General features: G+C 40.4%; 21 protein-coding genes and 1 pseudogene. 16 read left to right on the forward strand and 6 right to left on the reverse strand.

Annotated features, from left to right (window positions below):
* Positions 1–371 (forward strand): annotated as a pseudogene (locus tag CSC79_RS20055) (ribonuclease E); the annotation flags it as partial.
* 161 nt (positions 372–532) lie between these two features.
* On the opposite strand, the gene yejK reads toward CSC79_RS20055, so the two are convergent.
* Positions 533–1,546: a nucleoid-associated protein YejK gene (gene yejK, locus CSC79_RS03795; protein WP_099294202.1), complete on the reverse strand. Its 1,014-nt coding sequence runs from the start codon at positions 1,544–1,546 to the stop codon at positions 533–535.
* Between the two features lie 62 nt (positions 1,547–1,608).
* Here yejK and CSC79_RS03800 point away from each other — a divergent pair, with 62 nt between their 5' ends.
* From CSC79_RS03800 to CSC79_RS03830, 7 genes are all read left to right on the forward strand, one after another.
* Positions 1,609–1,821 carry a DUF1414 domain-containing protein gene (locus CSC79_RS03800; protein WP_099294204.1) on the forward strand — a complete coding sequence of 71 codons (213 nt, stop codon included), beginning with the start codon at positions 1,609–1,611 and terminating at the stop codon, positions 1,819–1,821.
* A 5-nt stretch (positions 1,822–1,826) separates the two neighbouring features.
* Positions 1,827–3,332: a DUF3413 domain-containing protein gene (locus tag CSC79_RS03805; RefSeq protein ID WP_099294206.1), complete on the forward strand. Its 1,506-nt coding sequence runs from the start codon at positions 1,827–1,829 to the stop codon at positions 3,330–3,332.
* Between the two features lie 98 nt (positions 3,333–3,430).
* Positions 3,431–3,919, forward strand: coding sequence for a hypothetical protein (locus CSC79_RS03810; RefSeq protein ID WP_099294208.1), 489 nt, complete (start codon positions 3,431–3,433; stop codon positions 3,917–3,919).
* Positions 3,920–4,004: 85 nt separating this feature from the next.
* On the forward strand, positions 4,005–5,729 hold the full coding sequence (aceK, locus tag CSC79_RS03815; RefSeq protein WP_099294210.1) for a bifunctional isocitrate dehydrogenase kinase/phosphatase: 1,725 nt from the start codon (positions 4,005–4,007) through the stop codon (positions 5,727–5,729).
* 15 nt (positions 5,730–5,744) lie between these two features.
* Positions 5,745–6,683 (forward strand): LysR family transcriptional regulator, encoded by a 939-nt coding sequence (locus tag CSC79_RS03820; protein WP_099294212.1) that lies wholly within the window; start codon positions 5,745–5,747, stop codon positions 6,681–6,683.
* Positions 6,684–6,854: 171 nt separating this feature from the next.
* Positions 6,855–7,301, forward strand: coding sequence for a PA2169 family four-helix-bundle protein (locus CSC79_RS03825; protein ID WP_099294214.1), 447 nt, complete (start codon positions 6,855–6,857; stop codon positions 7,299–7,301).
* Between the two features lie 214 nt (positions 7,302–7,515).
* Positions 7,516–7,911: a biopolymer transporter ExbD gene (locus CSC79_RS03830; RefSeq protein ID WP_099294216.1), complete on the forward strand. Its 396-nt coding sequence runs from the start codon at positions 7,516–7,518 to the stop codon at positions 7,909–7,911.
* Between the two features lie 58 nt (positions 7,912–7,969).
* Here CSC79_RS03830 and CSC79_RS03835 read toward each other — a convergent pair whose 3' ends face one another.
* From CSC79_RS03835 to CSC79_RS03850, 4 genes are all read right to left on the reverse strand, one after another.
* Complete coding sequence (locus CSC79_RS03835; RefSeq protein ID WP_237113951.1) at positions 7,970–10,789, reverse strand: TonB-dependent receptor; 2,820 nt, start codon at positions 10,787–10,789, stop codon at positions 7,970–7,972.
* 230 nt (positions 10,790–11,019) lie between these two features.
* Positions 11,020–12,087, reverse strand: coding sequence for a FecR domain-containing protein (locus CSC79_RS03840; protein ID WP_099294220.1), 1,068 nt, complete (start codon positions 12,085–12,087; stop codon positions 11,020–11,022).
* Positions 12,084–12,638 (reverse strand): RNA polymerase sigma factor, encoded by a 555-nt coding sequence (locus CSC79_RS03845; RefSeq protein WP_099294222.1) that lies wholly within the window; start codon positions 12,636–12,638, stop codon positions 12,084–12,086. Before CSC79_RS03845 ends, CSC79_RS03840 begins: the two co-directional genes overlap by 4 nt.
* A 116-nt stretch (positions 12,639–12,754) precedes the next feature.
* On the reverse strand, positions 12,755–13,645 hold the full coding sequence (locus CSC79_RS03850) for a LysR family transcriptional regulator (RefSeq protein WP_099294224.1): 891 nt from the start codon (positions 13,643–13,645) through the stop codon (positions 12,755–12,757).
* A 160-nt stretch (positions 13,646–13,805) separates the two neighbouring features.
* Between CSC79_RS03850 and CSC79_RS03855 the strand changes: the two genes are divergently transcribed.
* Entirely contained in the window at positions 13,806–14,570 is a 765-nt protein-coding gene (locus tag CSC79_RS03855; protein ID WP_099294226.1) for a haloacid dehalogenase type II, read from the forward strand.
* Between the two features lie 46 nt (positions 14,571–14,616).
* On the opposite strand, the gene CSC79_RS03860 is transcribed toward CSC79_RS03855, so the two are convergent.
* Positions 14,617–15,282, reverse strand: a complete 666-nt coding sequence (locus CSC79_RS03860) for a TetR/AcrR family transcriptional regulator (protein WP_343255096.1) — start codon at positions 15,280–15,282, stop codon at positions 14,617–14,619.
* A gap of 153 nt (positions 15,283–15,435) precedes the next feature.
* Between CSC79_RS03860 and CSC79_RS03865 the strand changes: the two genes are divergently transcribed.
* The 7 genes from CSC79_RS03865 to CSC79_RS03895 all read left to right on the forward strand — a co-directional run bounded on the left by CSC79_RS03865 (position 15,436) and on the right by CSC79_RS03895 (position 26,931).
* Positions 15,436–16,635 carry an efflux RND transporter periplasmic adaptor subunit gene (locus CSC79_RS03865; protein WP_099294228.1) on the forward strand — a complete coding sequence of 400 codons (1,200 nt, stop codon included), beginning with the start codon at positions 15,436–15,438 and terminating at the stop codon, positions 16,633–16,635.
* Between the two features lie 14 nt (positions 16,636–16,649).
* Positions 16,650–19,823 carry a multidrug efflux RND transporter permease subunit gene (locus CSC79_RS03870; protein ID WP_099294230.1) on the forward strand — a complete coding sequence of 1,058 codons (3,174 nt, stop codon included), beginning with the start codon at positions 16,650–16,652 and terminating at the stop codon, positions 19,821–19,823.
* A gap of 121 nt (positions 19,824–19,944) precedes the next feature.
* Positions 19,945–20,562 carry a PilZ domain-containing protein gene (locus tag CSC79_RS03875; RefSeq protein ID WP_099294232.1) on the forward strand — a complete coding sequence of 206 codons (618 nt, stop codon included), beginning with the start codon at positions 19,945–19,947 and terminating at the stop codon, positions 20,560–20,562.
* A gap of 70 nt (positions 20,563–20,632) precedes the next feature.
* Positions 20,633–21,685 carry an agmatine deiminase family protein gene (locus CSC79_RS03880; RefSeq protein WP_099294234.1) on the forward strand — a complete coding sequence of 351 codons (1,053 nt, stop codon included), beginning with the start codon at positions 20,633–20,635 and terminating at the stop codon, positions 21,683–21,685.
* Positions 21,685–22,578, forward strand: a complete 894-nt coding sequence (locus CSC79_RS03885; protein ID WP_099294236.1) for a carbon-nitrogen hydrolase — start codon at positions 21,685–21,687, stop codon at positions 22,576–22,578. The genes CSC79_RS03880 and CSC79_RS03885 overlap by 1 nt, the downstream gene beginning before the upstream one ends.
* 43 nt (positions 22,579–22,621) lie before the next feature.
* Entirely contained in the window at positions 22,622–26,095 is a 3,474-nt protein-coding gene (gene mfd / locus CSC79_RS03890) for a transcription-repair coupling factor (RefSeq protein WP_099294238.1), read from the forward strand.
* Complete coding sequence (locus tag CSC79_RS03895; RefSeq protein ID WP_099294240.1) at positions 26,095–26,931, forward strand: peptidoglycan binding protein CsiV; 837 nt, start codon at positions 26,095–26,097, stop codon at positions 26,929–26,931. The genes mfd and CSC79_RS03895 overlap by 1 nt, the downstream gene beginning before the upstream one ends.
* Position 26,932: the final 1 nt, after the last annotated feature.

The raw sequence follows: 26,932 nt of genomic DNA on the forward strand, positions 1-26,932 counted from the left end.
TAACTGAAGAAGCACCTGCTTTGACAGAAGAAGCACCGACTGTAGCTGAAGAAGTACAGGTTGAAACTGAAGTTGCACCGGTTGAAGCTGAAGTAACACCAGTATCTACTGTTGAAACGCCAGTTGAAGCCAAAGCTGCACCCGTTGCCCAAACTGCTTCTGCAAACATCAAAACAGTGATTGCAGCAGGTCATGCAAGTGCCCCAATGGCACAGCCAACACCTGTTGCAGACAGCGATGTGACTCATACGCCACAAGCGATGGCTCATGACCAACGTGAAGCAATCCCTGATAGCGGCTTACGTGCAGGCTCTATCAAGCCAGCTGGTCGCGCAAGCGCTGCAATGACTAAAACCATGAGTGTTGACTAACAACTCTGGCTTTAGCCAAAAGTAAAAAAAGCCGCGTTAATGAAAATTAACGCGGCTTTTTAATACTCATTTTAATTACTAACCATAAAAAAGCGAAGTGCTGGCACTTCGCTTCAACTAACTCAAATCTGCTTAAAACTTACCGCTTATGGCTTAAAGCGTTAATCTTCACTTTCCATAAACCGTTGCAGCTGATCTTTTAAGTTCGGCGGGATACCTTTAATAACCAGCGTGTCCGTGGCTTCATTATAGGTTACGCGCTCACCTAAGTGCTTACGCTCAAAGCTGATACTCACACCGCCACCAAGGCCTGAGAATTTCACCATGCTAGTGACGGTTTTTTTATCTACCGGGAATGACTCTTCTAAATCGTAGCTTTGCTCTTTGCAAAAACTGTCAAATGGGTTGTCGTCACCTTTTGTGAGCGCTTGTGATAGTTCGCTGACGTTGGCATCTTCACCTGTAGTTACGCAGTCATTACAGTAATCAAAGACTTGTTTGCGTAAGTCATCTTTCTCTGATTTGTCAAATTGCTGCTCTGATAGGTAATCTTCAACAGCGTTGAGCATGGCTTGGCTTTGCTGTTTTGGATCAATACCTTCTTCACATCCTAAAAAGTCTAAGAAAAAGTCTGCTACTTTTCGCCCTGCACGCCCTTTTATAAAAGAAATATAACGATTCTCGTCAGCTTGAGTGTCCCAACCAGTTAAATCAATTCGCGCCGCTAACTGCATTCTAGAAATATCTAAATGACGTGATGAGGCTAAATCAAGCTCTGATGTGATTGAGTAGTGCTCTTTAATGTTGATCATGGCAATCAACATATAATCAGTAGCAACATATTGATAATGACAAAAGATTAAATAGCCTGTTTCGTTAAACGCATACTTATTTAACTCTTCTTTTAATACCGTTGTAGCTTGCTCAGTCATGTGCCAAAAGCCAAGCTCATCGTTGCGATAGCTTTGCATTGCTGATGCAACAACACTATTTTTGTCGCCACTAAAAGCGCAGAACCCTTTTCCAGGTTTGCCGTTATATGCGTGATGTAATTGTTCAATGAATACAGCTACTTTTTCATTAACCGCCATTTCATCGTTGCGTAAATGAATTTGTGTATCGTCGTCTTTTTTGTCTACATAATGAACGACTAATTTTTTAACATCTATTGTCATCTTTGTTTTTCACGCCTCTGGTGTTAAAATACGAGAATATAACTCTTTTATTGAACCAACTGATGCCAATCTTATCAAAATATTCTAATGATGAAGTAGAACAAATCGTCGATCAGCTCATTGATGTGTTAACTGAGCACAATGCGCCGGTTGATTTAAGTCTTATGTGTTTAGGAAATTCTATCACGCATATATTAAAAGAGCATGTGCCAAAAGGGAAAAGACAAGCCGTTGCGGATAACTTTGCAAAAGCATTAGCGCAATCGGTTAAATAACATATATGAATTTATCGCAGCACAATCAGTTTTCGTCTAAAGCAAGCCAATTATTAAGCTGGGGCCATTGGTTTACCTTTGCTAATATTGGGTTAGTATTACTTATTAGCTTAAGTTACTTATTTGCTGACTCTGCGCCAACAACCACAATGGGCTATATATATATGTTAGTAACATGGCTAAGCCATACTAGCTTTATAACCTTCATTGCGTTTGTGCTGACGATATTTCCACTTAGTTTAATTTTTCCTTACCCACGGCATATTCGCGGCATGGCAGCAATACTGGCGACTTTTGGCGCATCTTTATTGACGCTTGATGCTTATGTTTATTTTAATTTGGGCTATCACCTAAGTAGCTCAGCATTGCCTGAAATTGTTTCATTGTTGTGGCACAGATTAACCAGTTCTCCCGCACTAACCACCCTACTTGCAGGTGGCATCGTAATGCTAATTCTTGCTTTCCAATTATTGGCGAGTAATTATACTTGGCACCATCTAGCACGATTAAAGCAATATAAATTTGGCCGTTATGCAACATCTGTATTAGTTACTTGCTTTGCATTAAGCCACAGCATTCATATATGGGCTGACGCAAACTTAAAGTTTGATATTACAAAGCAAGATAACGTTTTACCGCTGTCGTATCCAACAACAGCAAAAAGCTTGCTCGCTAAGAATGATTTGCTTGATATAGAAACCTATAAACAAGCTCATAACGTTAAACTGACTAACCAAAACATTAAGTACGCTTTATCAAAGCCACTTCCCCGTTGCGAATCAAAAACACAAGCAAACATCGCTATTTTAGTATTTAGTGAAGATGACTCATTAGAGTCCTTTGCCAAGCAACATGGTGAGCTTTTTCAAACTGAGCAGTTTCTTCAACCAGTAAATCATCAAGATACTCTATTTAGCCTAGTTTATGGCCTACCCGCCTATTACAAACCAGCATTATTTGAAGAGCAGATTATGCCTGCTTGGACAAACAAACAGCGTAGCTTGAGCGTGAATGGGTTTACTGAATTTGATTATATTAACGAAGAAAACAATTCAACAAACGCTATACGTATTATCAATACTACAGTTACTGACCCCAGCTCGCTAAGTTTTGCTAAAGACACTCGCATTTATGCGTTTAGTCTTGCTAACCACAATAATGAAATCATAACGACTTCTCGGCTTTACAGTAGTGATAAAAAAATTACTCGGGTAGAAGGGTTAATTCAACCTAGCGATATTATAGCCACCAGTGTTGGCGAGTACTTGAGTTGTCCAAAAGTCGCACATCAGAGTATGTTGGGTGTAAATTTATATGATAAAAAAGATGATATTGGCGTCACCTATTCACAAGGTGTACTGATAGCTTACAAAAAAGATCGTATCACCTTAATTGATTCTGACGGAAACTATAAAAATGTCTCTGCAGCCCAAGGTTTTTCGATAGAGCAAGGCTTGGACATACCGTTTTTAGTGCAAAGCATCAAAAAATTAAAGGCATTCACTGATTAGCTTAGTTAAGGTTAATCTAATATGATAAGCCTATAGACTTGTGATTTGGCTACAGTAAGTTATATTTCATTATACTGTCATAGTGCAAGGAAGCCCTTATGAAAATAAATACCCGCTTTAACCTTCTTAGCTTACTCGCGTTTGCTTTTGTTTTTTCACAAAGCATTGCTGCTAAAACTAACTATTATAAATGTATTACGGATAGAGGGACTGTATTTAGTCAGTTCCCATGTGGATCAAACGCCACTGAGCACAAAATTAAACAAACTAACGTTGCCTTTTCTGATCCCAACTCCAATCATGTAAAAACACTTAATGAGCTCGAACGACAACAAATAGTTCGTAACCTTAATTCAACCATACGCAGTAAACAACATTCACTTGATATACTTTCTCGGGACAGAGATCGTGCTGAATTTAATCAGCAACAGCGTTTAAAACGTATTTTAAGTGACAGTGAAACAAAACGAATTACTAAAGATATAAAAAAGAAACTCAAGGCAATTAATAAGCGTTACTTAAGAGATGTTAAAAAAGTAGAGAAGCAGATTGAAAAACTTGAAAAAAAGCTAAAACGATATAAATAACCTATTGGGTTTTACTTTTATTTAGCATACTCTTAACAAGTATAGAGCAATAACTCTAAGGCCGTATTTTAGGAGTATTTCCCACATGCACGCACACACAATTGCCGAATTTATTCTAAAAGGCTTTAAAAAGCACTATCAGTTATTTCAAAAAATTACAGCGCAAGCACCTGTAGCGTTTGCTGAGCAAGATTGGCCGCAAATGCACAAAATTAGTCATTTAAGAATTAGTCATTACGATGACCGTGTCAATGAAACCATAATACAACTTAAAAAAGCCCATTTAGCTTTTAGTGATCAACTCGATGAAACGTTATGGCTTGCTAGCAAACAACATTACCAGCAGTTTTTACAATTCCACCCTCAAGCAGAACTCGCTGAGACGTTTTATAACTCTGTGTTTTGTAGATTGTTTCATCGTCGTTATTTTAATAATAATTTTATATTTGTAGAAACCTCATTAGCGGATGCACCCGCTTTGCCAATTGAAGCGGAATACAGAAGTTTCTTCCCGGTAATTGATGGCCTAAAGCCTACGATTAAAAAAATTATTAGCCAATTCGATTTTAGAGCAGATTTCGAAAATTTAGAGCGCGATATACGGCTTCTTGTAAAAGCATTTTATAAGCAAGCTCCTGATACTCATCACAGCGCATGGCAAATGCGTTTTGATATATTACAAACCCCATTTTATCGTAATAAAGCGGCCTATATTGTGGGTCGGGTTGTATCAAGCAGTGGAATACAGCCATTTATCATTCCTGTTTTACATCACAAACAGCATGGCCTCTATTTAGACGCACTATTGACAAATTCATCACAGATGCGAGTTATTTTTGGCTTTGCTCGGGCTTATTTTATGGTGGAGACCCATGCACCCTCAGCACTTGTACGCTTTTTAAATCAGTTAATGCCAAATAAAACGTTGGCTGAATTATACAACGCGATAGGCTTTCACAAACAAGGCAAAACTGAGTTCTACCGAGAGTTTCTTACCCACTTAGAACGCTCTGATGATAACTTTATTATCGCCCCTGGTACGCCTGGCATGGTAATGATGGTGTTTACCCTCCCTTCATTTGGCTATGTATTTAAAATAATTAAAGACAAGTTTGGTGAAAGTAAGCCATTTGGCAGAGACACTGTTCTAAAACGCTACCAATTAGTGAAAAGTCATGATCGGGTTGGGCGTATGGCTGATACCATAGAGTATTCGAACGTCGTATTTCCTTTAGCGCGTTTTGACGATAACTTACTCTCACAGCTTAAAAGTACCATTGGTGAATCAATGGTTATCGATAATGATTTAGTTATTATAAAGCACTTATATATTGAGCGACGCATGACCCCGCTGAACTTATTTTTAGAATCAGCCACAGAAGATGAGGCTGTCACTGCTATTACTGAATATGGCCAAGCGCTCAAAGAAATGATTGCAGTTAACATTTTCCCCGGTGATATGCTGCTGAAAAACTTCGGAGTCAGTAACCATAAACGAATCATTTTCTATGACTATGATGAAGTACAATATTTAAGTGATATGAATTTTAGAGCCTTACCTAAGGCTAAGAGTTATGACGATTATTTAATAAATGAGCAAAGTTACTCCGTTGCGCCACAAGATGTATTTCCTGAGCAGCTTTGTACCTTTGTGATGCCGAACCCTCGTTATAAAGCTATTTTTACCCAGGCTCATCCGGAATTATTAGACGTAAATTTTTGGCAGCAAGCACAGAAGAATATTAAGGACGGTGTTGTTAGCCATATTTATCCTTATCCGAGCACTCAACGTTTTATCAAGCATTGGTAAACGCAAGGACACACAATGAATATCAGCAAGATAGATTTAAATTTACTCGTGTATTTAGACACTCTTTTACGTGAATGTAACGTTACGCGCGCAGCCAATCAGCTAAGTATTACTCAACCTGCAATGAGTAACGGCCTTAAACGTTTACGTAACTTATTCAACGATCCTATTTTAGTGCGTACCAGTGATGGTATGGTACCTACAGAGCGAGCCATTGAGCTACAACCCGTTATTCGCGGAATTTTAATGACTCTAGAGGAAACTCTCGCCCCCAATAGAGAGTTTGAAGCAAGTCAAAGTAACCGTGTATTTAGAATAATGGCCAGTGACTATGCAGCAAGCACGCTCGCTCCTAGACTACTTAGTAAGTTACATGAAGAAGCCCCCGATACCACTTTGGATATTCTCACTCCTAGTGATGTAACCTTTCACGATGTTGAAAATGGCAAAGTTGATATGGCCATCAACCGGTTTGAAAACTTACCGCAGTCTTTTCATCATAAAAGGATATGGAAAGACAGTTTTTGCTGCTTAGTAAAAGCTGACAACCCAATTATTGAAAATTTTAGTTTGGATAGCTATTTAAAAGCACGCCACATTTGGGTGAGTAAAACCGGCTTTGGCGTCGGTGTTGGCATGGATCCAAAAGATGTGCAAAAATTAGGTTGGGTTGATGAGGCTCTTGCACATTTTGGCAAACACAGAAATATCGCTACATTTACTCGTAACTATCATGTAGCTATCCACTTAGCTAAAGAACAAAACTTAGTTGCCACATTACCTTCAAAGGCCGCTAACATATATATAGATGACCCTGGTTTAACAATCCTTGAAACCCCGTTTCCAATACCTCCTTTTGAACTAGATATGATATGGAGTCCATTACTTCATCGCGATGCTAGTCATATTTGGCTAAGGCAAAAAGTGGCGGAAGTTGCACAGGAGTTAAAGTAAAACAATTACATATGAACTTGTAAAATTTTCTGGGTATGTTGGAAACAGCATTCTTTAAAACGTTTGATGAAATTTAAATGCATTAAATTCATGATGTTATAAAAACGAACATCTGGTACACGCATTGCTTTAATCTTAGCGAAATTCATTAAACTTAAAGAGGTCATTATTATGAATACCCATCAAGGACAAGAAGCGAATCATATCACTGACATTATCCAAGTAATGAACAGCGGAATAGACTTTTACGAGAAAGCCCAAGATAAGGTTGAAGATCCTGCTATTGGTGCACTTTTTCAACGCATGATAGATGCTCGTAAAGTAAGTGTCGAAAGCTTACAACCTTACGCTATTAACCAGCAAGGTGAACGCGAAGACGGCTCATCATTCGCTGTAGAAGCACGCCGTGCGTATACATCATTAATTGCTAAATTTAGTTCTGACAACGATGAAACGTATGTAAAAGAACTCGAAGAAGTGGAAGATAAAACGTTGGAAGAAATTAAAGCGGCCATGAATAAACCACAACCACACGATTGTGAAGCTGCATTATCTAAAGTTTTACTCACAATTCAAAGCTGCCATACCGAAATGAGCCGCATGCAGCAAAAATATTAATACAATTCGTTAAGTCAAAGCCCAGCCCTACTTGCTGGGCTTTTTTGTTTTTAAGTTATATACCTCTGATTTTCATAACAAATAAAACCAAAAAATTAATAAAAATAATATATTTATTTAACCATGCAATTTTCTTCCTCTGCTAGTCTTGTATTTAGGTACCTAATAAACCGCTGCGGCGCCGCAGCTTTTTAAACTTTTATGAGGTTCTAATATGAAAAAGAAACAAGAAATACAACAAAATAATGCAGATGTAGATATGACACCAATGCTCGACATTGTGTTCATACTATTAATTTTTTTTATTGTAACTACATCATTTGTTAAACCAGTAGGCATTGAGTTACTGAGGCCTTTAGATAAACCAAGCATTGATAAACCTACTAAAAATGCCCAGTTCAGCATTGATAAAAACAATGCTATTTATTTTTCTAATAGACAAATTGACCTTGAAAGTGTTGCAACTAATTTAGCTATGTTTGCAGCGAAGTATTCTATTACCTCAGTGCAGATCAACGCCGACTCGGCCAGTAAGCATAAAACATTGATGAGTGTGATGAATAATATAAAAGAATATGATAATTACCCCATTGCCTTAGTTTCGGAATAAAATTACTAAAAAAGGGCCTTACGGCCCTTCAAAAGTTAAATAACGTAGGAGAACTTATTTAGAAACGGTATTCGGCGCCTAAATAGTAATAAGCACCGTTAAAGCCAAATGGTGCAGAACGTCTTGAGTATTCAAACACACCTGTTGAACTAACAATTGTATTACCTGATGCGTCTACAATTGTGCCAGATCGTGAGTTACCAATAGTATTTTTGTCTGGGTAGACATCAAACAAATTGTTTGCACCAATGTTTAACGACAGATTATCAGTTACATAATAGTTTATTTTTACATCTGTCAGAACTTCAGCCCCATAAGTTTGACGGCCACCATCTTGCACTGTGTATTCACCATAGCGGTTCAGAGATAAGTTCACTGTCCAATCTTCAATGCGGTAAAGTGCGCTTAAATTAACCCTGTCTTGCGGTTGCCACTCTTCAATAATAGATGTTTCTTGCGCTGAAAATACGTCTTCTACTGGGATAGTTTCAAGACCACTTCCCGCTGGCGTGAATAAATCAACCACATCTGTTTCGGTAAAGTTAGCTGCTAACGTAAAATCAAGCGTGCCACCAAGGCCTTCTGTGTTCCAAGTTGCAACAAAGTCTACGCCCTGTGTTTCAGTATCAGCACCATTTAAGAAAAACTGACCTGCTCCCGCTCCTGAGCTAACTAAAGCAGCATCAAGCGTTGATGACAAGCCTTTACCTAACCGATTACTGATCACGATACGATCATCGATATCAATCGAGTAGTAATCGATGGTGACATTAACATTATCTGTTACGTTATAAACAATACCTAGGCTAAGGTTTTCTGACTTTTCTTCTTTAAGTTTTGGAATTCCGATGCTTTGAGCAAGGGTACTGTCATTTCTAAATGTACCCACTTCCTCTGCAATTAGGTCACCATTAGGGCCCACAACAAATTGCGTACTGATATTATTAAAGTACAGCTGCTGCATAGAAGGTGCTCTGAAGCCCGTGCTAACCGCGCCACGTAATGAAACATCATCAGTAACAGCCCAGTTACCGGCAAGTTTAAAGTTTACCGTGTCACCAAAACCTTTATAGTTATCGTAACGTAGCGCCCCAGAAATAATCACATCGTCAATTACATAAGTTTCTGCGTCTACATAGAATGAAATAACATCGCGAGATTCATCAACTGATGAGTCAGGAGAAGAACCGCCAAAACCTTGTGTTCCACCCGATGCATTTTCACTACCGACACCACCACTCAAACCATCATAAATATTAACACCATTATTAGTGTCGTAATCTCGGTATGCGTATTCACTGCCTTCAAGTATTCTATATTCATCAGTGCGCAACTCTGCGCCCATAGCTAATGAATAATCATCAAAATCTTTCGTGTAATCCAAGTTTAACGTTTGTAAGGAAAGCTCCATGCCATAAGCGTAAGCTTCACGTGGGATAGTCGCACGTATATCTTCGGCACTTAATCCTTGCTCATAACGTAATAAATTAGCATACGAGCCGTTTATTGTATCACTGGTCGTGTAATCTATGCTGTTTTCACCATAGGTGTATGAAAAATCGAGGCTTGAATCGTTATCGAACTCTTTCTTAAAACCAAAGTTATATGAAATGTCGTCTATAGTAGTATTTATTTTAGGTAAAAAACCCATTGGAATTACTGCATCACCATCTTGCAAGACGGGATTACCACCAGCATTAGCATTGTGACGGAAAAACGCGGCTGATTCATTATCACGCGTTGAATAAGTAATAAAACCATATAGCTCGCCACCCGCTAATTCGTAGCCTGTATTTACGGTTAAAGCAAACTGTTGTGAGTCAGCATCACCAATTCTAAAAGTATCACGCGGTGCTGTGAGTTCACGAGGATCTGAAGCCAGTAAAGTACCATCATCAAGCTCTGTACAGCCATAGAACTGGCAAGAACCATGAAGGCCGGCTCGGTTAGTTGGCGCACGATCGCGGTAATTAAGCGTGGTGTTTAAATAACCTTCATCACCCAACGCAAAGCCTTTATTGAAATCAATGTTTACGGTTTCGCCATCACCTTCTGAGTATTGACCGTAATTAATTGCTGCTTTTCCGCCCTCTTCAGCATCTTTCAATACTATGTTGATTACACCTGCAATAGCATCAGAACCGTACTGTGCAGCTGCACCGTCACGTAACACCTCAATGCGTTTAATTGATGCAGCAGGAATAGCATTCATGTCAGTTCCGGCAGTACCACGCCCTACAGATGTATTGATATGAATAATACTCGCTTGGTGACGACGCTTACCATTGATAAGCACCAACGTCTGATCTGGGCCTAAACCACGGAGTGTTGCAGGGCGCAGTGCATCTGTGCCGTCACTGATTGATGAACTTGAAAAGTTAAATGAAGGTGCAATGGCTTGCAGCATCCTGCCAACTTCCGTTTGACCTGTATTCTCTAGTGCTTCTGCACTTAAAATATCAACAGGAACAGGTAAATCTTCAACTGAACGACCCGCGACACGGCTACCTACAATAGCAATTTTTTCGATTTTTTCTTGTGCAGCTTGTTCTTGTGCATTAACACCTTGGCTATTGGTCGCCATTAAAAGTGGTAATACGGCAGCACTGACCCCTGAAAGCTTTTTCATGTTGTTATCATTCCTATTGATTTGATTGAGTTTTACGCTCAGTAAACCATTTTGATCAACAACCGCATCGAGTTCAGTATTTTGCAACATCGTATTAAGTGCATCCAACTGGGTGTAATAACCAAACACTGATTGAGCTTGATATTGCTTTGCTAATTCAAATGAAAAAACCACGGTTTGTTCAGTTTGCTTAGCAAATTCAATCAGTGCTAGGTCTGCTCGTTGCGCTTTAATATCAAATTGCACCATGTGTGATTCAACAGCATTGGCATGCACATTCAGGCTACATACTAAAGGTGCTAATGCTATAAACCCACAAAATGGATACGTTTGGTTACTACGCAACTTATACAAACAGTTGAGAACGAATAATCCCCTACAAAAATTTGATTTTTTCTTTATTATTTTTTTACTTTTATTTATCAGCATTGTTACTTTTCATGCTTTAAGTCAGAGTTTCAGCAGCTTGCAGAACGATATTAGCCTTGTGTTAAGCTAACAATATGCTCACCTAATCGCTCATGTTCAATCGCTAGATTTGCTTGAAGGCTATCTAATAAGCCTAATATGTCTCCAGCTTTAAATACACCGGCTACTTTGAGCGACGCTAAAGCAGGATCTTTTAATTCAAACCGCGTGGCAGTGTAACGACTAACCTCTTGTAATGCTTCACTTAGTGGCTCACCATTAAAGATAAGCATACCTTGTTGCCATGCCAAATCTCGCTGCACATCATCTATGGATAATTGTTTAATTGGTTTAGTAATGCTTTCTTTTATAAGTGCTTTTTCGCCAGAAATAACAATACTCGCCTTAATATTTTTAACCTGTTGTGTTTCATTACTTGCAGTTTGTAACTCAATAAAGTCTTTTGCATTTACTTCAACTGTGGGATCCGTGATCATCACTTTGCCTTCAGTGACAACCAGTTCTAAATCTGACGCTGCATTACGTTGTACGTTAAAAATGGTGCCAAGCGCAGTAAACGATTTATCTCCTGCCATGACAGAAAAAGGCCTTGATGCATCTTTTGCTACATTAAAACGCCCTTCGCCTCGGCTTAAAATTAATTGTCTGCGCCCTTGAGTGTAGGCAACCTCTAACAAACTATTGGTGTTGAGCTGAACTATGGTGCTATCTGGTAAAACATAGGTTGCTTGTTCACCAACTTTTGTACGATAAATTTTACTATATTTAGCCTGATCTTGAGATGATTCAGAATAGTAATTAAGACCAGCAAACATAAATGTAGCTATCAATAAAACGGCAATAACACTGGCTGCCATTGCATAATGTGCAGTTGCAAAAGTAGATTTAGAAGGAACCTGTTTGTGTGGAAACAATGCACTTAATTCATTTAAAACACTTAATTCATCCCACAGCTTTGCTAAGTCAAAAACAGCATCCTGATGTGCTTTGCTTTGTTTAACCCATTTATTGAATTGCTCTTTTTCATTATCAGACAAACCACGATCCATCGCACTGATCCAGCGACTTGCTTGGGATTGTATCAACTCTTTTGACGAAAATTGATGTACATTACTCATTTCCCCACCCTCCTGGTAGCGGCCACATCTGGCTCTACAGTATTCGAATCATGCTCTTGCTGCTGCATATACTGCATAGATTTTAATAAACCTTTGGCAATATGCTTTTCAACGGTACTTTCACTTAAGCACATTTGTGCAGCGATTTCTTTCTGACTCATACCGTATACTTTTTTAAGTATAAAACATTTTCTAACAGGTTGACTAAGTTGTTCTGTCGCACGGCAAAAAAGTAAAAACCGCTCTTTTGATGTGACTTCATCTTCAAGCTGCATCGATTTTAAATTTTGTTGATAGTCATCTGATGCATCTAGTGAGTCGCTGTGTTTATTGTCCCACTTTGCAACGTGATTTAGCGCCAAATTTTTCGCTGTTTTTAGCATATAACTATGCGTATATTTAATATCTTGTTTTAAGTCGGCTTCATAACTTTTAACAAAGGTTTCTTGGACAATATCTTCGACATCATCAGGTAATACAATGCGTGAAACAAACCGCCTTATTTGTGCTGACAGTTCAACAAATGTATTGGTTACTTTGCTCTGTGTCATCCTTAACAGGCCTTTTATAATTATAGTTATGCTAAGACTACGAGTTTTAGCGCTAATTACAAGGCAAATTGTTAAATTATCGTTATTTTTGCTTACGTTTTCTTCATCATATCTGTTTATATCTCTGGGACATCAAATAATGATCTCATAAAGTCATAAAAAACCTCTGTTTTGCGTGTGGTCAAACTATTTTGTGGCCTTAAAAACCAAACGGGAGAGTCATCATCAGCCAAGACCCCCGGTAATACCTCTACTAGTAGACCCGTTTGCAATTCATCTTTGATAGCTAGTTTAGACTTGATCGCAATCCCATGCCCCGCAATGGCTGCTTGCGTCATATTATCGGAATTAGATATCGTAAAACGCGTTTTAGCATTAAAATTAATGACCCTTGCATTATCGTCTATTAATTTAAGTTGTCTTTGCCAAGGTAAACATACCCAAAAATGGGTTTGGAGTTGTTCAAAAGAAGTTGGCATCCCGTACTTTTCAATATAACTGGGGGCGACACACAATATCCGATGGTTATTCACTATTTTACGCGACAGTAAAGCTGAGTCAGTTAATTTACCAACTCTAATTGCAATATCCTGTGCTTCATCTACCACATTGACAAAATTGTCAGAAATAGAAAAGTCTAATTGCAACTCTGGGTATTGCTGCTCAAACTCAATCAATTTAGGCATAACGAATTTTGAGAACACCCAAGGCGGCATTGTTACTCTTAATAAGCCACTTACTGACGAACCTCGTGCGCCAATGCTGTATTCAGCATCATGCAATGCCTCAAGTATACTACCTACTTTGCGATAAAATATTTCACCGGCGGGCGATAATCTAATGCGCCGACTATCTCTAAAAACTAATACTGTTGCTAGTTCACGTTCAAGTTTTGCAAGCCTATGACTAACCGTGGCAGCAGAAAGTCCTTGCGCACTAGCAGCTGCCAGCACACCTTTGTTTTCAACTATTGCAATAAATGTTTCAAGATCACTTACGCTGTACATATGCCCACTTTATATTAATTTGATATTTTCGAATATAGCTTTCAATTTTGCGCTCTTTATTTAATTAATTCAAACACTATACTGGCCTCTCACCGTAAATTGAGGCTTTAATTAACTAATAGTCTCTGAACTTCAATTTTTGTAAAGGGCGTTAAGCGTTATGACTATTTTTAAAAACTTAACCAAACTAAGCTTATCATTAGTAATGTTAGGCCACTTAATCGGAGGAAATGTGATGGCAGCCGATCTTAAACAGCATAAGCCAAAAGTAATTATTTTTGATGTAAATGAAACATTGCTCGACTTAGATTCTATGCGTGGCTCAATTGGTAAAGCCCTTGGCGGGCGAGATGATTTATTGCCAGTTTGGTTTTCAACAATGTTACATCACTCATTGGTCAGTACCGCGATTGGTGATTACCAAGACTTTGGTAAAATTGGTGTTGCATCATTACTTATGGTTGCACAAAACAATGATATTAAAATGAATGCTGAGCAAGCCAAAAACGCTATTGTTACGCCACTACTAAGCTTACCTGCTCATGCTGATGTTAAAGCAAGTTTGCAAGCACTAAAAGATCAAGGCTATAAATTGGTCAGTCTGACTAACTCATCAAACGAAGGCGTAAAGGCCCAATTTGAAAGTGCTGGACTCACTGATTACTTTGAAGCTAGGTACAGTATAGAAGATATAAAAATATATAAACCAGACCTACGTGCTTATGAGTGGGCACTCAAGCAGCTAAATATAAAAGCCGAGGATGCTTTAATGGTTGCTGCACATGGCTGGGATGTTGCTGGTGCAAAAGAAGCCGGTTTACAAACAGCATTTATAGCTCGACCAGGTAAAGCACTTTACCCGCTTGCGCAAGAGCCTGATTACAATGTGGAAAATTTAACGCAGCTAGTAAGCCAGCTCAAGTAACTATAAAGTGACAAATCAAGGGTTGAACTTTATTACAGGTTCACCCTTATTTAATACCTCTGATAAAAAATCTCGACATAACATCAATTAATTGTTCTAACCGAGTTTCATCAAGTGCTGGACGCCACATAATTACCTGCTCCCAATAGCCTAAATCTTTTAAACCGCCATAGAAAATTGAAGCTGCAATATCTGCTGGAATGTCATTCAGTATCCCCGCTTGGTGAGCCTGTTCAAACCACGTTAGTAAGCCTTTTTCACAGTCTAAAAATTGTTCTTCTAATCGCGCGGCTTGCACTTTATCACGCATAGATTCGATAATAACAATTCGTGATAATGTTAAATAATTCTCGTCACCCCCGAGCGACAGGCACACGCGCGCCAATTCTTTTAATTGCTTATCAACACTTACATTTGGTTGATATGGATACTTGTGTAATTGCGAAAACCGCTCCAATAAGAGTGCCACAACATCATCGAACAAAGCATTCTTATTAGGGTAATGTTTATATAAAGTGCGTTTAGAAACGTTCGCACTCTTAGCAATCGCTTCCATTGTAGTACCTAATAAGCCGTATTGTGCAAACTCTTGAATTGCTGCGCAGAGCACATCATTTTGTTTACTATTACCTGATTCCATATCGCCCCCAATATTGAACATGCTAATTTGCTTCAACCATTTCATACGGAATAGTGAAAAAAGTAAACGCAAGTGTATACCTATTTTGAATTTGGGTATACACTTGCGTTTACTGAGTTTAAATATCAATCATTACTATTGGGTAATATCTCACTTTAAGCCATACTCAATTAACTCAAACTTGCTTTAACTTTATACTTATACAATTGGATCTGTGGAGTAACCATGCGTCAGTCTTTCGTACCATCGAAGTTGTCATTATTTTTAATCACTACTGCTTCATTCTTAATTCAAGGGTGTAGTGAAGCCCCGAATACACAGCAACAAGAAGCTATGCCTTCGGCTGCTGTATCAACAATTAAGGCAACAACTGAAGATGCCCCTTTTACAATAGAACTACCTGCCACACTTTCTGGGTCGAAAGAAGTTGAAGTAAGGGCCCGTGTAACGGGGATCTTAGAGTCACGTAATTTTGACGAAGGGCAAACCGTAAAAAAAGATCAATCTTTGTTTACCATTAACTTAGAACCTTATCAATTAGCGGTAGAAAGTGCTCAAGCTGCGTTTGATGGTGCTAATGCTTCGCTTATTCAAGCACAGCGAGATGTTAAGCGCCTAGGTAAACTTCGTGCTGACAAATCAGTATCACAACGTGACTTTGATAACGCAAGTTCTGCACAAGATATTGCTAAAACTAACCTAGCTGCAGCTAAAGTAGCTTTAAAAGAAGCGAAATTGAACCTCGAATACGCCCAAGTAAAAGCCCCAGTTGCAGGCATTATGGGACGAGAATTTGTCTCAGAGGGGACATATGTTGCAGGACCCGATTTGCTATTAACTCAAATTACTCAACTTGATCCCATTCGGTTACGTTTTGGCATCTCTGAACGCGAACAATTAAAAATGCGCCAAGATGTTGAAAAAGGCTCCCTTACATTGCCTAAAGATGGTCACTGGCAAACCAGCATAACATTACAAGATGGCTCGCGTTATGAACAAACTGGTGAAGTGAACTTCTCTGATGTACGCATAAACCCAAATACTGGCACGAGCGAATTGCAAGCCATCATACCCAACCCTGATTTTAAATTACGTCCGGGTCAATTTGTTCGGGTTACGTTACAAGGCGCTGTGCGCAAAAATGCTTTTGTCATTCCACAACGAGCCGTACTTGATAATGGAACCGGTAAGTTTGTCTACCTTGCAGCCAAAAATGAGCAAGGCAACACGGTTGCTCGCCCTGCTCCCGTTGAAGTGGGTGAGTGGATCCAAAAACCTGAAAGCCAAAACAACAAAAACTTTTGGTTAATAAAATCAGGACTTAATGAAGGTGACGAAGTAATCATTGACGGCATGGCGAAAATTTTCTTCCCAGGCATGCCCGTTGCAGTTAATAACACATCTCACAGCGATAACGCTGAATAAGTACAGGGAGTCGTATGTTTTCTCGTTATTTTATAGACAGACCCATTTTTGCGTTTGTTATATCTATCGTTATCGTTTTAGCGGGCCTTGCGGCAATGCGCAGTTTACCTATTGCCCAATATCCTGAAATAGCGCCTCCAGTTGTACAAGTTACAGCTGCTTACCCTGGCGCTTCAGCTGAGGTACTTGAACAAACTGTGGCTGCACCGATTGAAAATGCAATTACTGGTGTTGAAGGCATGATGTATATGGCATCTACTTCAACCAGCTCGGGTGCCACAACCATTGAGATCACATTTGAAATAGGGACTGATATCGATCAAGCCGCAGTCAATGTGAATAACCGAGTAAAGCAGGTTGAAGCACGTTTACCTGAAGAAACTCGTCGCCAAGGTGTTGTTGTGCAAAAAGGCTCCTCAAGCTTTCTGCAAGTTCATGCTTTTTATTCACCCGACGGCAGCCGTGATAGCTTATGGACGTCTAATTACGTTACATTAAATATACTTGATCGAATCAAACGTATTCCTGGCACCACCAGCGTACAAATATTTGGTGCTAAGGATTACGCCATGCGTATCTGGCTGCGTCCAGATGTGATGAGCCAATTAGGTGTAACAGTTGAAGAAGTCGCTGCTGCAATTCGTAGCCAAAACTCTCAGTATGCAGCAGGTAAGATTGGCGCTACACCAACCTCTCAGTCCGCACAAGAGCTTGTTTACAGCGTAACAGCACAAGGTCGTTTATCAGAGCCTGAACAGTTTGAAGAAATTATTATTCGCTCAAACATAGATGGCAGTAGTTTGCGTTTAAAAGACATAGCTCGCATCGAACTTGGCTCTAAAGATTATAATTTTAGTGGCACAATCAATGGTAAAGAGGCTGTGCTACTGGGCATATTTTTACAACCTGGTGCAAATGCATTGGATGTAGCCGCCGAAGTAAACGGTGTACTTGCTGAAATTAAGCAACAATTCCCAACCGGACTGGCACACTTAAATTCATACGATACCACTCGCTTTGTTGAAGTTTCTATTCGCGAAGTTGTCATCACACTCATTGAGGCCATGATACTTGTATTTTTAGTGGTGTATTTATTTTTACAAAATTGGCGCGCAACGCTTATCCCTACCTTGGCGGTGCCCGTATCTTTACTAGGCACGTTTGCTGGCATGTACATGCTGGGCTACTCAATTAACTCGTTGACACTGTTTGGTATGGTGTTATCTATTGGTATTGTTGTGGATGATGCGATAGTTGTGCTCGAAAACGTCGAACGTATCATGCATGAAGAGCATGTAAGCGCACATGAAGCAGCCATTAAAGCGATGAAGGAAGTATCAGGCCCTGTTGTTGCCATTGTATTGGTGCTTTGCTCAGTATTTGTTCCCATTGCATTTTTAGGTGGCCTAACAGGTGAGCTGTTCCGTCAGTTTGCAATCACCATTTCAATTGCGGTGAGTTTATCTGGTGTTGTAGCACTAACAATGACCCCTGCTCTTTGTGTGCTTATTTTAAAACAAGAACATAAACAAACAGCTCGCTTCTTTTTATGGTTTAACCGAGTCTTTACTCAAATAACCAGTAAGTATGTTGGCACTGTTGGCTTTATGGTTCGTCGCGGCGCGCTTGGACTTGTGCTTATGATAGGCATGGTATCTATCACCATTGGCTTATGGAAAAATACGCCAAGTTCACTCGTCCCAGATGAGGACCAAGGTTATTATATTTCGGCTATTTTCTTACCTGATGGTTCTTCTCTAGAACGCACAGAGGAAGTTGTAGAGCAAGTTATTGCAGCTGTGCAGTCCAATCCTGCTAATGAAAATGTGGTGGCTTTTACTGGTTTTGATTTTATTGGTGGTGGATATAAAAATAGCGCTGCAACCTTGTTTGTAACGCAAAAGCACTGGGATGAGCGTGAAATAGATACGAAAAGCTTAGTGAATGAGTTATTTATGAAAACAGCTCATATTAATGAAGCATTAGTACTGGCTTTTAACCCTCCTGCTATTTTTGGCTTAGGAAACACCGGTGGTTTTGAGTTTTATATTCAAAACAAAGGCGCTGGTGGTCCCGAAAAACTGCAACAAGCCATGGGATTAATGATGGCTGAAGCACAGAAGAGCCCTATTCTAAGTGGTTTACAGACACTTTGGCGCCCTAATGCGCCACAACTAAAAGTAGATGTTGACCGTGAACAAGCCCGTGCCATGGGCATTGAAATTGACGATGCTTTCACAGCCCTTGCCGGTACATTAGGCACCTACTACGTTAATGACTTCAATAAATTTGGACGAGCATGGCAAGTACTTATGTCTGCTGAAGCTGAATTTAGAATGAAACCTGACGACATCGGCCGCATTTATGTAAAAAACAGCCAAGGTACTATGGTCCCCATGTCTGCGTTTACTAATATAGAATTTAGCCGCGGCCCTGAAAGCTTAAACCGTTATAACAACCTTTCTGCGGTTAAGTTACTGGGTAATGCAGCTCCAGGCTACAGCTCTGGGCAAGCGATTGCCGAAGTTGAGCGTATTGCAAAAGCTGTGCTTCCGCCAGACATGACATACGACTGGACTGGTTCGGCATATCAAGAAAAGCGCAGCTCAGGCACAACCGGCCTCGCACTTGGGCTCGCCGTGATTATGGTATTTTTGATTCTTGCAGCGCTTTATGAACGCTGGTCATTACCTTTATCTGTAATGCTGGCGCTACCATTTGGTACCTTTGGTGCACTTGTGTCTATTTGGTTAGTAGGTATGACAAACGATGTCTATTTCCAAATCGGTTTAGTTACTTTACTTGGTCTTGCGAGTAAAAATGCCATATTGATCGTTGAATATGCCTTAATGAAACATCAGCAAGGCTGGAGCGCAAGCGCTGCCGCACTTGAGGCAGCCCGATTAAGATTCAGACCCATCATTATGACTTCGCTGGCATTCATATTAGGCGTTGTGCCGTTAGTGCTAAGTTCGGGTGCAGGTGCAGGTGCGCGTCACAGCGTTGGCACCGGTGTTATGGGTGGCATGATGGCTGCAACATTCTTAGCCGTATTCTTTGTGCCCTTGTTTTTCTATTGGCTTACCGAACGTAAACTCAGTGAAAAACGCTCTCGTAATGAATTAGCAAATGAAATTTCTGAGCATCACAAACGTGAAAATGTGGATACGATAGAGGGTAATTTATAACCTCTAGAATATAAAAAATTAAGGGCAAACATAGGTTTGCCCTTTTTTATTAAAATTTCATCACTAGTAATTTTCGCGTGGCAGCGCTACTATTAGTAAATGCGCGCTGTGGAGTCTAATGATGAATAATGAAAAGTTAACTGAGTTTGAGCAGTACTTTCAAATTGCTGAGAGTAATAGAGTCAATCTTTTTGCCATTGAAAAACACAATGTGCCACAAAGCCCTGCTCAGCTAGAAGCTGATATTCCCCCGTTATTCAAACTTGCTAACGAAGTGAGTGAACTTGAGCAAAGCTCTTTAAGACCTTTACGTAATTTAGGCGATATAGCACAAGAACTCGCCGTATTTTTGCAAGCTCAGTCACGTAAAATAGACTTGATCATGAGCCATATTTTAGCTTCAGAGCAACCTGAAGATAATGCCCTTTACTGTGATAGTTACGGTGGAGGTGGTGTAAAGTTAACATCAAGCCAAGTCTATTCATTAGGCCAAGCGTTTAGAACAAAACTATTTTTGCAACACGAAGCCTCTGCGGTTTATTGTTACACTGAAGTGGTTGCTATTGATAAGCTAGATGATGAACATTACCAGTATACGCTGCTTTTTATAGCAATTCGTGATTCAGACCAAGAACTTGTCGTAAGAGCTAGTTTACACGCTCAAACTAGACAGCTGAAAAAACGACAACAACTGCAATCAGACAAACCAAGTAATGAACACGAAAACAAGCCTGACTAATCACTTATAAAAGCTGACATCTGTGCTTGAAATGCTAAACTAGACGCACCTTAATTTGTTTATTAACTTCATGAACTTTAGACTTTTACCCGAATGGGCTGAGCAAGATGCTGTGATGCTTACTTGGCCTCACCAAGATACTGATTGGCGTGATAATTTAAGCGCTGTAGAGCCTGTTTACATATCCCTTTGCAAACATATATGCAAGCGACAACAGGTTGTTATAGTTGCACATAACAATGCATTGCAAACACATATAAGCCAACTATTAACCAGTAATGAGATTGATATTGCTCGGGTGCACTTTGTGCTCACCCCTTGTAATGACACTTGGGCACGCGACCATGGCCCATTGACCTGTGCAAACACACAGGATGCAAGCCAATTAGCTATTCTTGATTACACCTTCAATGGCTGGGGTAACAAGTTTGAAAGCACCCTTGATAATCAAATTAACAAAGTACTTGTTAACCAGCTTGCTGCTCCTGCAAATCAATACCAAAAAATTGATTTAGTATTAGAAGGCGGCGGCGTTGAAATAAACGAGCATGGTGTACTGCTTACCACCCGCGAGTGTTTACTTAATCCAAACCGTAACCCAACCCTGACAAAACCACAGATTGAAACACAATTGCAGCTGCAATTAGGGGCAAGTTCGTTTTTATGGGTTGACCATGGTTATTTAGCCGGTGATGATACTGACAGCCATATTGATACCCTTGTACGCTTTGCACCTAACAATACCCTAGTTTATGTAAAGTGTGATGACACAACAGATGAGCATTTTGACGCGCTTGATAAGATGCAAATACAGTTGAAAGATTTTCAAACGCCATCAGGTCACCCTTATACCTTGATTGATTTACCTTGGCCAAAAGCGGTGTATAACAACGATGGCGATAGGCTGCCAGCAACCTACGCAAACTATTTAATTATCAATGATGCCGTATTAGTACCCACTTACAATGATGAAAACGATACTAAAGCACTTGCACAAATTCAGCGTGCCTACCCTGAGCACTCAATTATTGGGGTAAATTGTTTGCCTATTATTCATCAGTTTGGCAGCTTACATTGCATTACCATGCAGTTACCTCGCGGATTTTTAGTTGGAGCACCATAATGACGTCGTCAAATAAATTAACGGTTGCCTTAGTGCAGCAAAGCAATACTGATAACGCCGAGCAAAACATGGCAAAATCAATTGCAGCTATACGTAACGCTGCCAACCAAGGTGCTCAACTTGTGGTACTTCAAGAGCTTCACCGCAGCCTCTACTTTTGCCAAACCGAAGACGTTGATGTTTTTGATTTAGCTGAAACTATCCCGGGGCCAAGTAGTGACGCATTGGGTAAATTAGCAAATGAGCTAAACATCGTCATAGTGGCTTCATTATTTGAAAAACGCGCCACAGGTCTTTATCACAATACCGCAATTGTGCTGGAAAAAGACGGCTCGATTGCAGGTAAATATCGCAAAATGCACATCCCTGATGACCCGGGGTTTTATGAAAAGTTTTACTTTACCCCAGGCGATTTAGGCTTTGAACCTATTCAAACCTCAGTAGGTAAGTTAGGCGTATTAGTGTGCTGGGATCAATGGTTCCCAGAAGCTGCCCGCTTGATGGCGATGGCGGGTGCTGAGTTACTAATTTACCCAACCGCGATTGGTTGGGACCCACGTGACGATAACGACGAAAAAACACGACAAAAAGATGCATGGGTTATTTCGCAACGTGCTCACGCTGTCGCAAATGGCGTGCCCGTTATAAGTGCAAACCGCGTAGGCCATGAAACTGACCCAAGCGAGCAAAGTGACGGTATTCAATTTTGGGGCAATTCATTTATAGCAGGCCCTCAAGGTGAAATGCTCAGCGAAGCAAATAATACTGACGAGCAAATTTTAGTGGTGGAACTTGATCAAAAACGTTCAGAGAACGTAAGACGTATATGGCCTTATTTACGTGATCGCCGAATTGATCACTATCAAGACCTCACTAAAATTTACCGCGATTAGAATAAATTAGCGCCTCAGTTGAGGCGCATTTAAGGAGTAATAAATGGCGTTTGCGCAATGGGCAGCCTTGCCTTGGGTAAAATCTCAAAAAGATAAAATTCAATGGGGGCAACTCACCGGTAGTGGTTTAAGTATCGCTATTGCACAAGGGGTGAAACAACAAGACAGCTTAGTGCTAATTGTCACTCCTGATACACCCAGTGCGCTGCGCTTAGAGACAGAACTTGATTATTTATTACCTAATCACCCGGTGATGGTATTTCCTGATTGGGAAACCCTGCCATATGATCACTTTTCGCCACACCAAGATATAATTTCGTCACGATTAGCGACCCTAAATACACTAAAAAAAGAGCAACAAAGCGTATTAATTGTACCTGTATCTACGTTGATGCTACGCACGGCCCCGGCCTCGTTTATTTATGGCTCTACACTTAACTTTAAAGTAGGCGATACATTAGATACCCATAGTTTGCGTAATAACCTAGAGCAAGCGGGTTATTTACATGTTCAGCAAGTTATGGAGCATGGTGAATACGCTATTCGAGGCTCAATTGTTGACTTATACCCTATGGGTAGCCCACATCCATTTAGGTTAGATTTTTTTGACGACGAGCTCGACTCTATTCGCCTGTTTGATGTTGAAACTCAACGTTCTGACGAGAAAGTAGATAAAATAGAGTTACTCCCTGCCCATGAGTTTCCAACCAATGAAAGTGACATTGAACGCTTTAGAATAAACTACCGCGAAAAGTTTGGCGCCAGCGCAGAGCAAGACTCTGTGTATATGCAAGTCACTAAAGGAAACTGGCCTGCGGGTATTGAGTATTATATGCCGCTGTTTTTTGAGCAGCTTGCAACCATATTTGAATACCTACCTGATACCACAACGGTCATGCAATATGGTGATTTAGAGCATGCTGCCGATCAATTTTGGCATGATGTTAATGTTCGCTATGAAAACCGCCGAGTCGACCCGCTTAGACCCCTTCTCGAACCAACTGAGCTTTATCAACCGCTCAATGAGCTGTTTTCAAACTTAGGTAACTTTGCCCGTATACGCTTAAGCCAAGCTAAATTACCCACCAAAGCAGGGAATAAAAATTTAGCAATAGGCGAACTGCCAGCCGTTCGAATTGATCATAAACAACATGAACCGTATCAAGCATTTATTGAATATATAGCGGCACAAAAAAAACAAAAAGGCCGTGTACTGATCTCGGTAGAGTCTGACGGGCGACGTGAGTCTTTGCTTGCATTACTAAAACCCAGTGGCTTAAAACTCAAAGAGTTTGATTCGTTTGATGACTTTACTGCTAGCAAGAGCGATGTCGGTTTAATTGTTAGTCCGCTTGAGCAAAGTGTACTATTAAGTGCAAAGCCCGCGCTTAGTATTATCACCGAACAAGAATTACTGGGAATTAAAGTATCCCAGCGCCGTCGCCGAAAGCATAAATACGAAGCAAGCCAAGATGCGCTGATCCGAAACTTAGCTGAGCTTAAAGTAGGCCAACCTATCGTGCATTTAGATCACGGTGTTGGCCGTTACCAAGGGCTACAAACTATTGATGCTGCGGGACTCGTCACTGAGTTTGTAACCATCACCTATGCAGGTGAAGCGAAGCTTTATGTGCCGGTATCTGCCCTACACATGTTAAGCCGTTATTCTGGTGGCGAAGAAGCCACAGCGCCGCTGCATAAACTAGGCTCAGATGCTTGGGAGAAAGCAAAAAAACGTGCCGCTGAAAAAGTTCGTGATGTCGCTGCAGAGCTGCTTGATATTTATGCTCAGCGCCAAGCAAAACCAGGCAACGCGTTTGCTCTCGATGGCAGTGCATACCGCGCGTTTAGTGATGGTTTTCCATTCGAAGAAACCGACGATCAACGCAATGCCATTGAAGCCGTGCTTGGTGATATGCAAAGCAAACACGCCATGGATAGACTGGTGTGTGGTGATGTGGGCTTTGGTAAAACAGAAGTCGCTATGCGCGCCGCGTTCATTGCCGTAAACGACAATAAACAAGTGGCTGTATTAGTGCCCACTACCCTACTTGCCCAACAACACTTTGAAAACTTCAAAGATCGTTTTGCTGATTTCCCTATTGAAGTCGGTGTGCTTTCACGCTTCAATTCGCCTAAAGAGCAAAAAGACACACTTGAAAAGATGGCTGAAGGTAAACTCGATATTGTCATTGGTACGCACAAATTAATACAACAAGATATTAATTTTAGAGATTTAGGCCTACTTATTGTTGATGAAGAACACCGTTTTGGGGTTCGTCAAAAAGAAAAGATAAAATCATTACGCGCCGATGTCGATATTTTAACGCTTACCGCAACGCCAATTCCACGAACATTAAATATGGCAATGAGTGGCATGCGTGACTTATCAATTATCGCCACTCCACCAGCTAAACGCCTTGCAGTAAAAACCTTTGTTCGTCAGCGCGATGCAGAACTTATTCGCGAAGCTGTACTACGTGAAATAAAACGTGGTGGCCAAGTCTACTTTTTGCACAATAATGTAGAAACCATTGACCGCGTGGCTCAAGAGATCAGTGAGTGGGTGCCTGAAGCGAGCGTTGCATCAGCCCACGGTCAAATGCGCGAGCGTGAACTCGAACAGTTAATGAGTGAGTTTTACCATCAAAAATACAACGTATTAGTCTGTACCACCATCATCGAGACCGGTATTGATATACCAACTGCCAATACCATCATCATGGACCGAGCAGATAAGTTAGGCCTTGCCCAGCTTCATCAGCTGCGTGGTCGTGTGGGTCGTAGCCATCATCAAGCGTACGCATATTTATTAACTGGTCACCCTAAGTCGCTTTCAAAAGATGCCGTTAAACGCTTAGAGGCTATTGAATCGCTTGAGGATTTAGGTGCTGGATTTGCATTAGCGACTCACGATTTAGAAATACGTGGTGCGGGTGAATTACTCGGTGATGATCAATCCGGACAAATGCAAACCATTGGCTTTAATTTATACATGGAAATGCTTGAGCAAGCCGTGCAATCTCTGCGCGAAGGTAAAGAGCCGACGCTTGATAACTTATTACAACAGCAAAGCGAGGTCGATTTAAAACTCGCCGCATTATTACCTGATGATTATATTCATGATGTAAACGCCCGCTTAGGTATTTACAAACGTATTGCAAGCTGTGCTACTGTAGATGACATGGATGAGCTTCAAGTCGAGTTAATTGACCGCTTTGGTTTACTACCTGATGCCACTAAAAACCTATTTAGCTTGCAGCAACTTAAACAAAAAGCCAGTGAATTAGGTATTAAAAAGATTGAAGCCAACCCCAAAGGTGGTTACTTTGAGTTTACCCAAGATACAAAGGTTAACCCAAGCTTCATAATTGGTTTGATACAAAGTGCACCCCATGTGTACAAAATGGATGGCGCAAATAAACTGCGCTTTGCGATCAGCGAGGCAAATGCCCGTGAACGCTTAAAAATGGTCACTGCAATGATTGCAGATTTCTCTAAAAAGGTTAGCCATTAATGTTGTTTAAAAAATCATTATTAATTTTATGTTGTATATTTAGCAGCACAGCGTTCGCAGAGCGATGGTTTGAAGTGGAGGTGCTGATTTTTGAGCAGCGGCCTGCCCCATTTCTACAAGAAGACTTTAGCTTAAAAAAACAGCCTATCAAGGCAAAAAACCCCGTTGACTTACTGACACCTTGGTACGTTGCGCAAGCTAAAACAGAATGTATTGATGGCGATACGCGCTTTAACTCCACATCATTAACTGACTCTGTTATTGGGGCCAGACGCTCTAATTTATGTGATGATACGATTGATTACGTTAACAGTTACGACACTTTGCCTTTGACCCCTAATGCAGAGACAAAAGATGATATGCTGAATACTTACCTGCTCAGCCCTGAGCAATTACAGTTTGTAGATCAACAGCGCGAACTTGTTCGTAAGGGGCTTAAACCTATTTTACACACAGGGTGGCGGTTTAAAGGTGTAAGGAAATCTCGTTCACAAAGCATTAAACTGTATGGTGGCAAACACCTTCAAACAAAACCAATAGCTGCTGACACTCGTTTTAATGATAGCTTTATCAGCGCTATTAACCCTTCATCTCAGTCACTTATGCCCGTAGCGCAAGACACACCAGAAAAGTGGCAATTAGAAGGGTTTTTCAATATTTACTTACGCCACTATCTGTATATTAATACTGAATTTGATTTTAGTGAAAAGCTAGAAAATGGCGAGCTTCAAAGCGCACGTTTTGCACAGTTCAAACGCGTGATCAGTGGTGAAGTTCATTATTTTGACCACCCGAAAATGGGTATGATTGTACAAATAAGAAAATTTAAACATTAGA

It is taken from the genome of Pseudoalteromonas sp. 3D05 (assembly GCF_002723455.1).
Lineage (GTDB): Bacteria > Pseudomonadota > Gammaproteobacteria > Enterobacterales > Alteromonadaceae > Pseudoalteromonas.

What these genes read in the sequence shown, in the direction of transcription:
- aceK (WP_099294210.1), top strand. Translation starts at nt 4,005, where the DNA reads ATGCACGCACACACAATTGCCGAATTTATTCTAAAAGGCTTTAAAAAG.
- CSC79_RS03850 (WP_099294224.1), bottom strand. Translation starts at nt 13,645, where the DNA reads ATGTACAGCGTAAGTGATCTTGAAACATTTATTGCAATAGTTGAAAAC.
- CSC79_RS03830 (WP_099294216.1), top strand. Translation starts at nt 7,516, where the DNA reads ATGAAAAAGAAACAAGAAATACAACAAAATAATGCAGATGTAGATATG.
- CSC79_RS03820 (WP_099294212.1), top strand. Translation starts at nt 5,745, where the DNA reads ATGAATATCAGCAAGATAGATTTAAATTTACTCGTGTATTTAGACACT.
- CSC79_RS03880 (WP_099294234.1), top strand. Translation starts at nt 20,633, where the DNA reads ATGAACTTTAGACTTTTACCCGAATGGGCTGAGCAAGATGCTGTGATG.
- CSC79_RS03805 (WP_099294206.1), top strand. Translation starts at nt 1,827, where the DNA reads ATGAATTTATCGCAGCACAATCAGTTTTCGTCTAAAGCAAGCCAATTA.
- CSC79_RS03870 (WP_099294230.1), top strand. Translation starts at nt 16,650, where the DNA reads ATGTTTTCTCGTTATTTTATAGACAGACCCATTTTTGCGTTTGTTATA.
- CSC79_RS03840 (WP_099294220.1), bottom strand. Translation starts at nt 12,087, where the DNA reads ATGAGTAATGTACATCAATTTTCGTCAAAAGAGTTGATACAATCCCAA.
- CSC79_RS03845 (WP_099294222.1), bottom strand. Translation starts at nt 12,638, where the DNA reads ATGACACAGAGCAAAGTAACCAATACATTTGTTGAACTGTCAGCACAA.
- CSC79_RS03855 (WP_099294226.1), top strand. Translation starts at nt 13,806, where the DNA reads ATGACTATTTTTAAAAACTTAACCAAACTAAGCTTATCATTAGTAATG.
- CSC79_RS03865 (WP_099294228.1), top strand. Translation starts at nt 15,436, where the DNA reads ATGCGTCAGTCTTTCGTACCATCGAAGTTGTCATTATTTTTAATCACT.
- CSC79_RS03810 (WP_099294208.1), top strand. Translation starts at nt 3,431, where the DNA reads ATGAAAATAAATACCCGCTTTAACCTTCTTAGCTTACTCGCGTTTGCT.
- CSC79_RS03895 (WP_099294240.1), top strand. Translation starts at nt 26,095, where the DNA reads ATGTTGTTTAAAAAATCATTATTAATTTTATGTTGTATATTTAGCAGC.
- CSC79_RS03800 (WP_099294204.1), top strand. Translation starts at nt 1,609, where the DNA reads ATGCCAATCTTATCAAAATATTCTAATGATGAAGTAGAACAAATCGTC.
- mfd (WP_099294238.1), top strand. Translation starts at nt 22,622, where the DNA reads ATGGCGTTTGCGCAATGGGCAGCCTTGCCTTGGGTAAAATCTCAAAAA.
- CSC79_RS03825 (WP_099294214.1), top strand. Translation starts at nt 6,855, where the DNA reads ATGAATACCCATCAAGGACAAGAAGCGAATCATATCACTGACATTATC.
- yejK (WP_099294202.1), bottom strand. Translation starts at nt 1,546, where the DNA reads ATGACAATAGATGTTAAAAAATTAGTCGTTCATTATGTAGACAAAAAA.
- CSC79_RS03885 (WP_099294236.1), top strand. Translation starts at nt 21,685, where the DNA reads ATGACGTCGTCAAATAAATTAACGGTTGCCTTAGTGCAGCAAAGCAAT.
- CSC79_RS03875 (WP_099294232.1), top strand. Translation starts at nt 19,945, where the DNA reads ATGAATAATGAAAAGTTAACTGAGTTTGAGCAGTACTTTCAAATTGCT.
- CSC79_RS03835 (WP_237113951.1), bottom strand. Translation starts at nt 10,789, where the DNA reads ATGGTGCAATTTGATATTAAAGCGCAACGAGCAGACCTAGCACTGATT.